We start from the raw sequence: 14,489 nt of genomic DNA on the forward strand, positions 1-14,489 counted from the left end.
ATGTGTTACCTATAGAAAGGAAATCATGATGAAAAAGATTCAGATTCTCGGCAGCGGCTGCAAAAAATGCCAGACCCTTTACGAGCAGGCCCAGGCGGTCGCCGATGCGCTCGGCATCGAATACGAGATGGTCAAAGTCACCGATATCAAGGAAATCACCGCGTTTGGTGTCATGATGACGCCGGCGCTGGCCGTCGACGGCGAAGTCAAGGTCTCTGGCAAGATACCCAAACCGGACGAGTTAAAAAAGTATCTGTCCTGAAACGGCTCTTCGTCGGCAATCATTTTTGTGCCGGGGGCCTTCGGCCGTCAAGGCCGTCGCCCCCCGGACAGGTGCCGACGACAATCAACACACCGGGTACTTGCCCTCGATCAACTCCCCGCACAGCCTACCCACCTTCGCCAGCGCATCTTCCAGGATAGTCCGCGCTGTCCGGCTGACCATGTCAAACGGCTGCCCCGGAGCGGGCAGGATCCGGGCCGCCATCATCTGCGGACGATCGACGGGCATACCGATCCGGCTGACCAGAAACACGTAAACCTCCTGCAATGCCGGAATCTGTTCGTAAATCGCCCGCGCCGCCTGATGCGCCAGCACGTTGTAGATTTTTCCGACATGGCTTACCGGATTTTTGCCCGCCACCGCTTCGGTTCCGATGGGGCGGCCGACGGGGATCAGTCCGTTGACGCGATTGCCCCTGCCGACCTGGCCGGAATCGGCATCTTCCGCTGAAGTCCCGAGCAGGCTCAGATAAACACCCCCAAGACCGCGGCCGGGGACATCCAGGGCATTGAGACGGACGCGAACCGCCTCGAACCCCGGCCACCTTGCCGCGTAATGTTGCAGATCCGCCAGCAGCATCCGTTTGCGTTCGAAATAGCTCCCCTCGCTGGCAACCTGCAGGGCCAGCAATGGCATGGCGACGGTAAAGTCGACCTGCCGGCCGCGGCGCACCCCCATGACCTTGACATCCTCGCCGGTGTCGGGAAACCGGGTCTTGAAATCGACACCGTTGACATACCGTTCCAGATCCAGCACGGCCTGTTCCGTCGGGCTCAAGGGATAATAGCCGACGGCCGCTGAGCTGTCGTTGGCGCACCTTAGGGCTTCGGACCTGGCAAAAATATCGGTCAGTTCTTCCGATCCCGGGGACAGAACCACCCGACAGTCGAGATGCCGCTCCGGATCGACGAACCGCATGTGGCCTCTCAGCCAGTCTTTGGCCGCGGTCGTTGCGATTTCGTTAACGGGAATCCTCTTGCCTTTTGCCAGGACGGTGGCGCGATCACCGATCGTCAACTCCATCGGTTTGAGAATTCGGCCGCCGCCAAACCATTTTTCGGTGCTGCCGGCAGTCAGCAACCCCTTATCGATATTGTGGTGCAACACCGCCCCGAATTCTTCCAGATAATAGCGCGACAGTTGCAGGGACACTTCCTCCAGCATGGCATCGCACATGCTGTCGGGATGACCCAGCCCCTTGCGTTCCACGATTTCGAAAGCCTGATCGGCCACCGCCGGGCACTGCAAAGGTTCCACCAGAATCATTTGCCGCCTCCTTGCATCAGAGTCTCGGACCCATGCATCTCGACCTTCCGCTTTCAATTGTACAGTGCTTTTTCCCGGAAGCCATTCGGCCGTGTCTGCCTTGCGGGCCTCAACTTGATTCCGGAGGGGGAAATATGTTAGGCCTCAAGGGCATGTGCTCATCCGGAAGCGCCGGATGGAACCGCCTTGACCATAAGAAATTCAGACCAGAGCCCCTGGCCAGAGAGGAATGATGCTCGAATTTTTAAGCGCTTCGACACTGTTGTTCATGTTGCTGAACCCGTTTTTACTGGTGGTTTACCTCATCGATGTGTTCCAGAAATTGTCCACCGCCATTTTCGCGCGGGTTATCCTGCGCGCCGGTTGCATCAGCATCGGGGTATTCACATTTTCCGCACTGCTGGGGGAGATGGTTTTTCGGGACATCCTGCAGGCCCGCTTCGCGGCGTTTCAGATCTTCGGAGGGATCGTTTTTTTGCTGATCGGCTTGCGCTTCGTGTTCCATGGCAATGCCGCCATCGAGGCACTGCGCGGTGAATCCCGGTACATTGCCGGCGCCATTGCCATGCCGCTGATGATCGGTCCCGGCACTATCGGCGCCAGCATCCTGATCGGCAAGCGCCTGGGACCGGGGCTGGCCGTGTTGTCCATTTTTCTCACGGTACTGCTGAGCGCGGCGGTCATGATCCTTCTCAAGCGTATACATGATGTGGTGCGATCCCACAACGAACCGATGCTGGAGCGTTATATCGAAGTCGCGGGCCGGATTACCGCCCTTGTGGTGGGGACCTTTGCGCTGGAAATGATTATGCAGGGTGCGGAGGGCTGGTTGCGGACCTTTTTCTGATTCGCCGCGCATCAGCGGAATTCGATCTTGTAAAACAGATCGACACCACTTTCCTCACCGGTGGCCGACTCCAGTTCCCAGTGCTTGCCGAGACTGTAGCGCAGGCGGAACTCCTGTGTATTGCTGAACAGCGACTGCCCGATGCTGACATACAGACTGGGACTGAGGTATTTTCCGATGGTCAGCATGGAGCCGGCAACATCGTCCACGCCGGAACCGCCGCCGGCTTCAAATCCCAGCACATCGACCCCCAGCTGGCGTTTGAGGCGGTCGCGCATCACCACCGACTCCCCCTGCGACAGCAGCAGACCGCCGGCGGTCATCAGCAGGTCGGCTTCCCCGGCGTTGCGGGCCGAGGCACGCCCGAGGATGATGTAGGCCAGCCGGTCGCTGTCGGACATGGCCGGATCGGAAGTGAGCTTGACCACCGGCGCGCGGGGGGTGCCGCTGACCTGGACGCCGGCCTTGACCTTGCCAACCGTGCGCAAGGCAACGATATCCAGGGCGGGTTGATCGAGAGGTCCATGGAAAAGCAGATTGCCGCGGGTAATATCGAGACGGGTGCCGTAGGCGGCATACAGACCCTCGGCCACGCTGATGCGCCCTTCGGCAGTCATCGCCTCGGCGCCGATATCGGTCAGGCGCAGCTCGCCGGTCAGACGGGCATCGAGCCCGTAGGCCTTGACCAGCACATGGTCCCCCAGCAGCAGCCGGATATCGCTCCGGATATGAAAATCACCGGCGGTTTTTTCCGGAACCGGCTGCCCTACCAGCACCACATCATCGCTGGGGGTGATGACCGAGGGTTTCTTGTTGTCCCGGATCAGCACCTCGGGCAGCTTCACCGTGCCGGTGAGCCGGAGTCCCGAAGCGGTGCCATGCAGTTGCAGATCGGGATCGGCCATGACCTGCAGTTCCGGCAGATTGATCAGCTGCACGCGGTGGCCCTTCAGGGTCAGGTCATAATCAGCCGGCTTCCAGTCGCGCAACTGCAGGGAACCCTGCCCCTGCAGGGTTCCTTCACCCGACTGCAGCGCCAGGTTATCGATCAGGACACGATCTTTGTCAAGTCGTGCCAGCAACGCCACCTTCCTCAGTTCGATGCCGGCGACGGGCAGATAGGCACCAGCATCGAGCAGACGTGCGGTACCGCTCAGCTGCGGCTGTGCCCAGGTCCCCCGGCCACGCAGTTCAAGTTCCAGGCGGCCGCGGCTTTCCTGCACCGCTCCCGGCAGCAAGGCCGTAAGCAGCCCCAGCTCGCTGCTGCGACCGTCAACGGCGATATCCAGTTCACCCTCCGGTGAAATTCGTACCGGCAGCCGTGCCGGCACCGGCAAACGGAAGGTGCCGTGCAGCCGGCCGTATTCCCCCAGTTGCAGATCGGTGCGGCCACGCAACCAGGCCTCGCGCCAGTGCAGGGCGATGGTGGCGTTCTGCACCGGGATGCGAATCTGCCCGTGGTCGCCGCGACCGACAATCTCACCGTCGGCGATGGCCAGCTCTCCGTCCGCGGCCAGCTGACGACCGCCGGACAGGTCCCCCTGCAAACGGCCCGTCAGCCTTCCTTTGACGACAGTCCCGGCGGGCAGCAGGGACGCAAACGGCTGCAGGTTCAGATCCTGCCAGGAGACCTGCCAACGGGCCTGTCCGGGCAGGGAAAAAGCCTTGCCGGGACCACCCTGAAGGGTTCCCTCAAGCCGCCCCCCCTGCTTGAAAACCGCCTCCATGGCGGCTTGCAGGCGGGCGGGCGTCCAGGACAGGCTGGTTTCGGCAGCGGTCCATTCCAGACGCAGACCCTCGCCTTCGAAGCTGCCGACGGCCTGCAGCTCGGCGCGCGCCTCGAAATCCGTAGCGCTTCGTTGCCGCCAGGAGGCCCTGCCGCTGGTGCGGCCTGCAATCCGGCTTGCCGGAAGCCAGTCCTGCGCATGGGCCAGCCGCAGGTTCCGCCAATCCAGCTGGGCCTGACCGGTCAGGGGCGTAAAATGGATCTTTGCCGAAGCCGACAGCTGTTCCTGCCCCCCCCCTTCCAGTTGCATGGGGGCAAGGCTCAGATCCTTTCCGGACAAGGCCAGTGCCGCAGGGGTGGCCAACCGCAGGACCCCGACGGCGTCCCGCAGAGTCAGATCGGTCAGCCGTCCCTGCCAGCGGGATGACGCGTAGCCCCCGTCCAGAGCCAGCGCCAGCTCTGCCTGACGCGGGAGCGCCAGTCGCGCCGTCAGGTTGTGCCGCTCCAGGCTGCCCTGTCCGCTCAGGGCCAGCGAGGGGACGAGAAAGCCCCCATGGTTCAAACCCTGCACGCGGATATCGACCTGGCCGGCGCGCTGTTGCGCAAGGCTGGCAGCAAGCTGCATCTGCTGAATCGCCAGCTCCTGGCGTTGCAGCGCGCGTGCCGTTGCATCGAGCTTTCCTTCCACTTGCCCGTCGCGCCAGCGCAGCCAGCCCCGCCCCTGCAGCGCCCCTCTCACACCCGGCAGCAGTCCCGCCAGGTCCTCCACGGCAGCACGAAAATCGATGCGCTGCCGCAACCGTCCCCGTGCAGCGAGATCGACTCCGCGACTTTTCAGTTCCAGCGACGCGACATCGACATCGCCATCCTGCATGCTGGCTTCGATGCGACCTCGCAGCGGATAGCCGCGCAGCGTGCTTGGCAACAACCGAACCTGGACCGCGGCGACGTCCTGCCCGGCGTCGCGGCGGCTCCATGAGGCTTGCCCCTGCAGGTTGATATCGCCCGGCCAGGCCAGGCCGGCCGCCTCGGGATTCAGATTCCGGCCGTTGAATGTACCCCTTGCCTCCAGCTGCGGCGTCCAGCGCAGGACGCCGCTTCCTTCGATAACGCCTTCCAGACCGGACAGACGGAGGCTGGTGAGGCTCAGGGTTTCCCGATCACCACTGAAAGCCGTTTCCAGGCGCAGGTTGCGCCAGTCGGCGCCGTTATTGCTCAACGCCAGCCTACCGCCGAAGGCCTCCGGATCGGCGTGCAAAGCGAGGCTGCCGCTCAGACGGGTTTGTTGGCCCGCGATGTACGCCAGATCCATATCCTTGAAATCGCCGGTAAAGTCCGCTCGCGGTCTGGTCTCCGCCCAGTCGATGGTCGCCTTGCCATGCAGGGACCCGCGTGCCGACAACAGGCTCAAATCCACGTTGTCAAAGCTCAGAGCGGTCGGCGCCAGGACGAAAGGCGTTGTAAGCAGCACGCCGCCGGCTACCGGCGCATGCCCGCCGAGCCGCAAGCTTCCGGTCAGCTTTCCAAAATCTCCGGGACGAGCCCCCAGGGCCAGCAGCACGGGGAGGTCGGTCCTTGAATCCGGCCTGGCCAGGCTTGCAGCCTGCAGCCACAGGCCGGGTTCGCGCCAGTCGATCCGCGCCCTGGCGGTCAGGGCTCCGGCCTCGCACAAACCGACAAGCAAAGGGATATGCAGCCGACGCCGGGCCCATTTGGCCCTGGCCGCCAGGCCTTCCAGATAAAAGCTCTGCGTATCCGAAAATTTCCAGGAGAGGCGCCGTATTTGCAGATCTTCCAGGGTTATGCGCACCCGGCCCAACCAGTCGGGCAGCGCCGGCCAGCTCAGATTAAGCGGTTGCAGCGGCTGGTCCTGTTCGGCGGCGGTGACAAGGTGTACTTCTTCCAGATGCAAAGCACGGATCCGCAAATGACGGGGCAGCAGGCCGGTTGCACGCCAGCGCCATGCCAGTCGCTTGATGGAGGCCTGCCCGCCCTCCCAGCGCACCGTCACCCCCGACAGCACCATGGCATCAGAAAGCCGGCCCTCGATGGACTGCACCGCGACCGTCTCTGGCATGCGACCCACCAGGGTACGAACCAGCCACGCCGATCCCCGGGAGGTGGCCATGACCCAGTAACTTCCGGCCGTCAGACCAAGAAAAACCAGCAACCCCAGGCCGACGAGAAGATAAAGGATATTCCGCTTACCAGCCATAACCGATACTCAGATGAATGCGGCAGGACGGGTCGTCTTCCCCGACCTGCCGGGCGATGTCCAGTCGCACCGGGCCAACCGGCGTATAATAACGCACCCCCAGCCCCGCACCCTGGGCCAGCCGGATGTGGCCGGGATCGTCAAAAGCGTTGCCGACATCGTAAAATACCGCCAATCCCCATTTTTCACCAAGAGCCCGTTCCAGCTCAAGACTGCCAACCAACAGATATTCGCCGCCGACAACGTCGCCGTTGTCGTCCCTGGGACCGAGGGACTGGTAGGCATAACCGCGCACGCTCTGGTCACCGCCGGCGAAAAAGCGCAGCGATGCCGGTATCTTTTCCAGCGGCTCGTTCTGCAGGGACCATCCGGCATTGATACGGGACAGCAGCGACAACTGCCCCGGCAGTCCCAGCAGAATGTTGCCGGAAGCCATAAACTGCAGCAGCCCGATATCGGAACCGAGATAAGGATGCCCGCCACGCACCTCGATGCTGTAATGGTAACCGTTTTTTGGCCGGATCAGGCTGCGATAGTGACGGTGGGAAAAGCGCGCCCCCGGCAGCACCATGCGCATGCCATCGGAGGCCTCACCCACGGTGTAATCTTCGTGGAAAATCTGCAGATAGGTGGAGAATTTTCGGCCGTTTTTAAGATCCCACATTCGTTCCGCCTCAACGCCGAGCTTGCTGGACAGAAAGGTGTCGGCATCCTCCCGCTCATAGGTGAGCCGCAGGGCGGTAAAACTGTTGAGACTCTCCGCATCGGGCCAGACATAGGAAGCGCCGACCGTCTGCGCCTTTTGGGCCAGATTGGCCTTGAGATTCAGTTCGTGGCCGCGATTGAAAATGTTCAGGTCCCGATATAGCAGCGACATGCGTGCGCCGGTATCGGTGCCGTACCCGATACCGGGACGCAGCCGCCGCGACGGCGACGGTTCAAGCAGTACATTCACGGGGATGCGCCGATCCTTGGCATTCTCGCGATCGGCAACCAGCCGGATGTCGCTGAAACGGTCGGAATCGAGCAGTTGCAGCTGCGTTTCGCCAAGACTGGCATGGGAGAAGATATCGCCGGGCTCGAATGTCAGAAACCGCCGCAAGAAAGCCTCGGGGTAATCCTGCGCGCCGACAAAACGCCCCTCACCGAAATAGTATCGAGGCCCGGTATCCATCTCCAGGGCGATTTCCGTCGCAAGGGCAGCGACATCGACACGAATTTCATGTACCGAAAAAGCCGCGTCCAAATAGCCGAGTTCCAGCGCCTTATCGAGTAATTCCTTCTTGAATTCTTCATAAACGGCCTGATCCAGAGGATCACCAACCTTCAGCGGAAAAGAATCCGCCAGCCTGGTCAAGGCGCCCCGTGCGCTACCCGGGCCGACAACAGCCACCCGCCGTTTCGTCACCCGCACCGGCTCACCGGGAGAAATGTTCACCTTGATCAACTGGCCGTCGGCGGCTTCTTCCAGATGGCTTTCGACCTGTGGGGTGAAATATCCGAAAGGCTGCATGGCCAGCGCGACCTGCTGCGGAATTTGCGCCATATACCGTTCCATCCAGCGCCGATCGATCTGGCCATCGCGGACCAGTCCCGGCGGCAGAGCCAGCGCCGCTTCCACATTGGCACGCACCGCACCTTCAAGTCCCGCTAGCTGCAAACGCAACGGTTCGGCAGCATGGGCCCATCCCGCAACAACGAAAAACAGCAACAGCAGCCCGCCCGCGGCCGCCGCAAATTTCACGGAGATTCCATGTCGCCTTGCTTGCCGCATCTTTGCCCGCCGTCACAGCATCGTGGGATCACATTTATTCTGCAGACCGCAGAAACTGCCCTGAAAAACGCCATCATGCACCAATGCCAGCCCCGCGTCCATAAGCATTTGATATATCACATCACTTTTTGGAAAACCTTGCCGCGGCACAGGTGTTTATTACCGATGATATCGCAAAAAACGTCCAACATGTAGAGCCGCGAGCAGGATTTTCGGCCCCGTGGCGCCGCCCCTTTCGGCAATGGTTATTATGGAAAAAAATCCCCTTTGCGGTATGAAAAATCGTGCTAGAATGGCTGCTTGTTTTTGCGTGCGGGATGGATAGCTGGTACCCGGACATACCGGCAGCGGTCCCTCCTGGCGAAAAGCTTCAAGGAGGCGCGAATGACTTTAAGCGATCTTATCGTCCATTATCTCGAAAAACTTGGCGTCGAATATGTCTTCGGCATCCCGGGCAGCCCCCTGGGCCCCTTGTTCGACGCCCTCAGGCGCAGCGAGCAACGCGGCGGGCCGCGCATGGTACTGACCCGCCATGAGGCCGGCGCCGCCTTCATTGCCGACGGCTATGCCCGAGAGAGCGGCAAACTCGGCGTCTGCTGTGCCACCACCGGTCCCGGCGTTACCAACCTGATTACCGGCGTGGCGTCGGCCTGTGCCGAACAGGTTCCCATGCTGGTCCTCACCCCCCAGACGCGCCTGCGTGATCTCGGGTCCGGATGTTTTCAGGACTCGTCGCGCAACGGCATCGACGTGGTGAGCATGCTCGAACCATGCACGGTCTACAATGCAACCGTAACCCATCCCGATCAGTTGGAAAGAAAGCTGGCGGCGGCCTTGACCGCGGCCCTCGGCAACCCCGGCGGCCCCGCACACCTGAGCATCCCCATCGATATATTCGCCGCCGAAGCCGATTGGCCGCCCCGGTTTTCCCTGCTGCCACAACTCCTGGCCAGGCCGCACGCGACACTGGATATCGCGGGGCTGGAAAACCTGTGCGCGGAGATCTCCGCAACGCTCGGTCGCGGAGCAGGACTCTGCGTACTGGTGGGACACGGCGCTGCCGATGCCGGGCACGATATCGAGCGCTTCGCCGAACTGACCGGCGCGACCCTGATCACCACGCCCCGTGGCAAGTCGGTCATCAATCCCTACCATGGCCAGGCACGGGGAGTGTTCGGCATGTCCGGACACGCTTCGTCCCGCGCCGCCCTGACCGACCCGAAAGTCGAGCTGATCCTGGCTGCCGGCAGCAATCTCGGAGAATGGTCAACCGGCAAATGGGATGCGGTGCTCATGAACGACAGGCTGGTGCACCTGCACAGCGAGCGCCGCTGGTTCGAGCGTTCGCCCATGGCCCGGCTGCAGGTGGAAGGCGATCTGGTCACCCTGTTCCGCGAGCTCAACAACCGCATTGAACAATGGCAGAGCGAAGGTCGCCTGCCGGTGCCGGAAAAACCCGCACAAAGCGGCACGGCCGCACCCGCCGCTTACATTCCTGCCGGCATCGAGGTCGCCGATCCGGCCTGTTGCGCTACGGACCGAGGCGACACCCCGATCAAGGCGCCACAGGTCTATGCCGAACTGCTCAGACGGTTGCCGCAGGCAACCCGCTATTTTATCGACAACAGCAACAGCGTGCCCTGGTCCATCCATTATTTCTTCCATCCCCGTCCGCGCCATTACCACCTGTCCATCGAGTTCGCCACCATGGCCTGGGCGGTGGGTGCCGCGGTCGGCGGCGCTTTCGGCAACCCGGACGCGCCCTCGGTCTGCATTGCCGGAGACGGCTGCTACCTTATGAGCGGCCAGGAAATCACCGTCGCGGTGGAACGGCGGCTGCCGGTGCTGTTCGTGATCCTCAACGACCGGGCCTATGGACTGATCCGGCATGGCCACCGCATCGCCGGCAAGGAAGACGCCGATTTCTCCATACCGCCGGTCGATTTCGCCATGCTGGGACGTGCCGCGGGCGCGGAGGCTTTCACCATCCGCTCCCTGCAGGATTTTGACCGGCTCGACTGGCAGGCCCTCGCCGAACGCCAAGGGCCGACAGTGCTTGAGGTCATGATCGATGCGGAGGCAGAGCCGCCTATCGCCATGGCCTGAAGGTCCTTTTTCACACAAACAGACAGGGCGGATGCCGCAACCTCCGCCCTGTCTGTTGTTTCAGGCCAGGTCGCCGGCGATGAGGGCGGCGCCGATGGCACCGTTGAGCTGGGGATGCGCGGCAGTATGCACGTCGCGCTGCAGCTCATCTTCGAAAGCGGCTACCAGTCCTGGGTTGAGACCGCCGCCGCCGGTCAGCAGCACCTCGCCGTACAAACCGGCCTTGCGGGCCATGACCGCAATGCGTTTGGCCATGGCCACGTGAATACCCGCCACGATGTCAACCGGGTCCTGCCGCCTTGCCAGCAGCGATATCACCTCCGATTCAGCAAATACCACGCACATGCTGTTGATCTGGCACGGCAGTCTGGAACGCAGGGCCATGGGGCCGATATCCCGCACCGGCAAATCGAGCACCCGCGCCAGCGCCTCCAGAAAACGCCCCGTACCGGCGGCGCACTTGTCATTCATGACAAAATTTTTGATACCGCCATCCTCTTCAAGCACAATCACCTTGCTGTCCTGGCCGCCGACGTCGATCACCGTGCGGATATCGACTCCGGCCGGTGCCGCCCACCGCGCACCGGCGGCATGGGCGCGAATCTCCGTCACGTGGTCATGGGCGATATCGATCTGCCGGCGGCTGTAGCCGGTGGCGAAAATGCCGGTCACGGCTTCGACGGCACAATCTTTCTCCCGACACGACTCCTGCAGAACCTGGCGCGCGGTTTCCCGCGCATCGATTCCGGTCGGTGCGGTTTTCGTGCCACACAGATTGCCCCCTGCGTCCACCAGCGCCACCTTGAGATAGGTGGATCCGGCATCAATCCCTGCGAACAGGCTCATCGGCCGACTCCCTTCCGTTTTTTTTCCCGGATCATCTCGACAAAGGCCTCGACCCGGGTACGCAGCTGCTCGATATCCTCGGGGTTATAATCGGTTTCGATGCGCAGCACCGGCACCCCCAGTTCCGCCATCAGCGCCTCCACCCGCAGCAGTTCAAAATCGTAAATGACACAGCCCTTCAGGACATGGTAGAGCACCCCTTCAATACGGAAATCGGCAACTGCCTGGCGCAAGCGAAACAGCCGGTCCTCGTTGGGAGCGAAACTGGGACAGGTGCAGGGCATCAGATAACGCGACGCCAGGGCCACCATCATGTCCTCCATGGTGTTTTCCACCGCCCCCACCGGATCGTACAGATAGCGGTCACCGATACAGGACTCATCGGTCACCAGCATGCCGCCCATCTCTTCGATCAGAAGCGGCAGTTTCCAGTTGGGAAATACCGGCGGCGCACCAGCCAGCATGATACGCGGCGCGCGCCGGTCGAAAGCCGAGCGGCCATCGGCCTGACGCTGCGCAATTTCATCATTCAGCAAAGTCATGGCCTCGCACCAGCTTTCGGCCCGGTCGTAGGCAAAAGCATGCAGCGCCAACGCGGCTTCGCTGCCCCGCACCGCCGGCAAATCCCCCTGGCGCAGTTCGTAGAGACGCCGGGCCTGGTGCCGGGCACGGCCGAGCAGAGCGATGGCCTGCGCCAGACCGCGGCGGCCGATGCGGTTTCCGGTGAGGCGTTCCAGATCACTCTTGAAGCCATACAGCTGCTCGAGCCACTGGCGCCGCGCCCCCTCGCTTTCCTTGACATGAGGCACCTCCAGCACCCGCACATTCTGATGGCGGGACAGTTCCTCGGCCATCTTGCGCTTGGCGTCGCAGGTGGTCGGCACCACCACCATATCGCACAGCGCATAGAGCGATGGCGCGCCAAGGACGGTGCTTCCCAGGGACGCCTTGACCACCGGGCAGGCATCGCGCGGGGCCAGCTCGTCACCCGCGCAGGAAGCCTCGTAGCTGCCACCGCACAAACGCAGCGGCAAGGCGCCCGCCGCATAAACGAGCTCCTCGGGCGCCATGACACAGTACAAACCGACCACCCCGGGGCGCCCGGCAGGTTCTTCCGGAAGCTGTGGCAGACAATCCTCCACGTAAACGGAACGCATCAGGTCGATGAAATAACCAAGCCGCGCCGGACGTTCGGCAGCGGCTTCCATACCGCGCAGCACCGCCTCGGAGGAGCGCCCCAGGGCGCGCAGAAATCGTTGCTTGCGTTTACTCATGGCTCTCCTCCCGGGGACCGGTTTGGCTAGCATCGATGCCGCGCCGGCGGGAAAAGGCGGCACGACTCGAACGCAACAGGGTTATACCGCCGTAAGTCAGGCGCAGGGCATCGTTCTCCGGACAGTGTTCGACACACTCCATGCACAAAACGCAGTCAGGAAAGGTGACGTCCTCCCGCTGCCTCTCCAGAAACACCTGTTCGATATCCATGGGACAGACGTTATAGCAGATCTCGCAACGGGTACAGCGGGTCACATCCTTCTTCAGTTTCGGCAGGCTGATACGCCTGAAAAAGGACAGCAGCAAGACCATCGGACAATAGGCACACCAGAAGCGCCGCTTGAAAAAGGCCCCGACCAATGTGAAACCGGCAAACAGCACCCCAAGAGCACTCAGAACAAAAGTGGTGATACTGCCGAAAGAGACCCCCATATACCCGGCTCTTTCCGTGAACAGCGGCATTATGTACCGTACCGGGCAGAGTTCGCAGAAAGGGATGCCGAGGTGGCGGGCAACCGCCGGTACCAGCAGCGGAAAAGCGGCCCACAAAGGCAGCACAAACAAAATGACAAGAAAGATCCAGCGCAAAGGCCGCAAATTTCTGCGCAGCGTTTCAGGGAAACGCACATAGCCTATGCCCAGCTTGCGGCGTAGCACATCCAGGACATCCTGAATAAAGGCAAAGGGACAGATCCAGCCGCACCAGGCGCCACCCAAAGGGATGATCAGCAGCACCGCCACCACCAGAATGGTCAGGGCCGCGAACAGCCCCGCCAGGTTGCCTTCAGCCAGAGCCATCTGCAGGGTTGCAACAAAACAGGCGCCCCCGTAGGTATCGGAGCCCACGAAATAACAGGCAAAAGTCGGCAGATAGGAACCAAGATGCACCCCCGCAAGGCCACCAAAAGTCAGCAACACAAAAGACAGGGTCAATACCAGCCAGCGCCAGCGACTCACGGGCATGACGCACCTCCCGGCTGTCTTGCCGCTTCGAAACGGGCCAGCTGCAAACGTTGGCGGCGACGGCGGCGCGCAACCAGCAAGGCGATAAAACCGGCGGCGAAGGCGGTTCCGGCGAAGGCCCACAACACGAAACTGGTTATGCAGTGGGTCCACTCGGGCCAGGGCGGATCGACAATCATCGGCATGCTGGCACAGTGGTATTCTCCACGCTGCCGGTCAAGGTGACGGACCGTGTAAAGGCATATTTCCCAATTATGCTTTGCACCGCGACTTTCATGCGGCACCGCCACAAACCGGCCCGCCGCGTCGGTGCGCACCTTATTGCGCCAGCCGCGCTCGGTGAGAGCCGTGACCTCCGCGCCCGCCAGCGGTTTCCCGCGGTAAAAGACCGCCATCTCGCTGGGCCGGTGGGCAATCTGAATAATGCCGCTGTAACGACCTGCCTGCACCGGCCCGATTTCAAGGGGCATGCGCGGCGAATGGAAAAAGGTATTCTGCTCCCCGCCGTGGGACAGACTGTCACGCACGTGACGCAGCAGAAACTTGCCGTACAGATGCACCGACTCGACCCGGCCGTCCCCGTCCACATCCCGGCGTCCCGCCGCGACATGGCTGCCGAGCAGGTAGATGCCCTGCGGGGCGTTTCCGGCGGGTACTTCGCTGACGGTTTTTCCCGGCGCCGCGCAAAAAGGCCCTTCTTCGATGCCGCCGTCAGGCCTTTGCAGCCAGACGCGGGCCAGTCGCAACAACGCTTCTTCGCCGCGCGACCGCGTACCGGCGGGAAATTGCCCGTAGCGCAGCGCCAGACGCCGGGGCTGGCCAAGGCGCTGCCGCAACAGTTCGGCATCGTTTCGGATTTCCCAGATATCGCGATCCGGATCGTTGTAGCCGTTGATATACCAGCCGGGGTTCTGCAGGTCCCACCACAGCAACAGATCATCCTCCGCCAGCGCGGAATGTGAATCGCAGGCGACCGCCATGACAAGCAGCAACAGTATTGCCGCATGGTTCAACAGGTGTCTCATTGTATCCTCGTCATGCCTTTTCTCCGGATCCAGCCCGCCAGCTTCCGACCGGATCAGAGAGTTGATTTCGAAACAGGTTTGGCGCCACAACCATCGGCGTCATGCCCGGAGCACTCTGCCGGCCGGGGATGACGGCGCCCCCAAAGATAAAACGGTACACCGG

At 62.1% G+C, this 14,489-nt stretch carries 10 protein-coding genes; 3 read left to right on the forward strand and 7 right to left on the reverse strand.

Annotation, left to right across the window (positions count from 1 at the left end; genetic code table 11):
• The first annotated feature begins 28 nt into the window (after positions 1 to 28).
• Positions 29 to 262 carry a thioredoxin family protein gene (locus A6070_RS14350; protein ID WP_072286395.1) on the forward strand — a complete coding sequence of 78 codons (234 nt, stop codon included), beginning with the start codon at positions 29 to 31 and terminating at the stop codon, positions 260 to 262.
• An 84-nt stretch (positions 263 to 346) separates the two neighbouring features.
• Here the strand turns inward: A6070_RS14350 and A6070_RS14355 are convergent, their stop codons facing one another.
• Entirely contained in the window at positions 347 to 1,549 is a 1,203-nt protein-coding gene (locus A6070_RS14355) for a methionine adenosyltransferase (RefSeq protein WP_072286396.1), read from the reverse strand.
• A gap of 229 nt (positions 1,550 to 1,778) precedes the next feature.
• Here A6070_RS14355 and A6070_RS14360 point away from each other — a divergent pair, with 229 nt between their 5' ends.
• Entirely contained in the window at positions 1,779 to 2,396 is a 618-nt protein-coding gene (locus tag A6070_RS14360; RefSeq protein ID WP_083558547.1) for a MarC family protein, read from the forward strand.
• An 11-nt stretch (positions 2,397 to 2,407) separates the two neighbouring features.
• Here A6070_RS14360 and A6070_RS14365 read toward each other — a convergent pair whose 3' ends face one another.
• Both A6070_RS14365 and A6070_RS14370 read right to left on the reverse strand, forming a co-directional pair.
• Positions 2,408 to 6,337: a translocation/assembly module TamB domain-containing protein gene (locus A6070_RS14365; protein ID WP_072502111.1), complete on the reverse strand. Its 3,930-nt coding sequence runs from the start codon at positions 6,335 to 6,337 to the stop codon at positions 2,408 to 2,410.
• Positions 6,327 to 8,081, reverse strand: coding sequence for an autotransporter assembly complex protein TamA (locus A6070_RS14370; RefSeq protein WP_072286400.1), 1,755 nt, complete (start codon positions 8,079 to 8,081; stop codon positions 6,327 to 6,329). The genes A6070_RS14365 and A6070_RS14370 overlap by 11 nt, the downstream gene beginning before the upstream one ends.
• Positions 8,082 to 8,495: 414 nt before the next feature.
• Between A6070_RS14370 and A6070_RS14375 the strand changes: the two genes are divergently transcribed.
• Positions 8,496 to 10,217 (forward strand): thiamine pyrophosphate-binding protein, encoded by a 1,722-nt coding sequence (locus A6070_RS14375; protein WP_072286401.1) that lies wholly within the window; start codon positions 8,496 to 8,498, stop codon positions 10,215 to 10,217.
• A 60-nt stretch (positions 10,218 to 10,277) separates the two neighbouring features.
• On the opposite strand, the gene A6070_RS14380 is transcribed toward A6070_RS14375, so the two are convergent.
• From A6070_RS14380 to A6070_RS14395, 4 genes are read right to left on the reverse strand one after another with little or no spacing between them, the layout of a single operon-like run.
• The gene (locus tag A6070_RS14380) at positions 10,278 to 11,063 is read right to left on the reverse strand and encodes an acyl-CoA dehydratase activase (RefSeq protein ID WP_072286402.1); all 786 of its coding nucleotides are present in this window, start codon (positions 11,061 to 11,063) and stop codon (positions 10,278 to 10,280) included.
• Complete coding sequence (locus tag A6070_RS14385; protein ID WP_072286403.1) at positions 11,060 to 12,337, reverse strand: 2-hydroxyacyl-CoA dehydratase family protein; 1,278 nt, start codon at positions 12,335 to 12,337, stop codon at positions 11,060 to 11,062. Before A6070_RS14385 ends, A6070_RS14380 begins: the two co-directional genes overlap by 4 nt.
• Entirely contained in the window at positions 12,330 to 13,301 is a 972-nt protein-coding gene (locus A6070_RS14390; RefSeq protein WP_072286404.1) for a 4Fe-4S binding protein, read from the reverse strand. Before A6070_RS14390 ends, A6070_RS14385 begins: the two co-directional genes overlap by 8 nt.
• Entirely contained in the window at positions 13,292 to 14,326 is a 1,035-nt protein-coding gene (locus tag A6070_RS14395) for a hypothetical protein (protein WP_072286405.1), read from the reverse strand. The genes A6070_RS14390 and A6070_RS14395 overlap by 10 nt, the downstream gene beginning before the upstream one ends.
• Positions 14,327 to 14,489 lie beyond the last annotated feature (163 nt).

Source organism: Syntrophotalea acetylenica (assembly GCF_001888165.1).
Lineage (GTDB): Bacteria > Desulfobacterota > Desulfuromonadia > Desulfuromonadales > Syntrophotaleaceae > Syntrophotalea > Syntrophotalea acetylenica.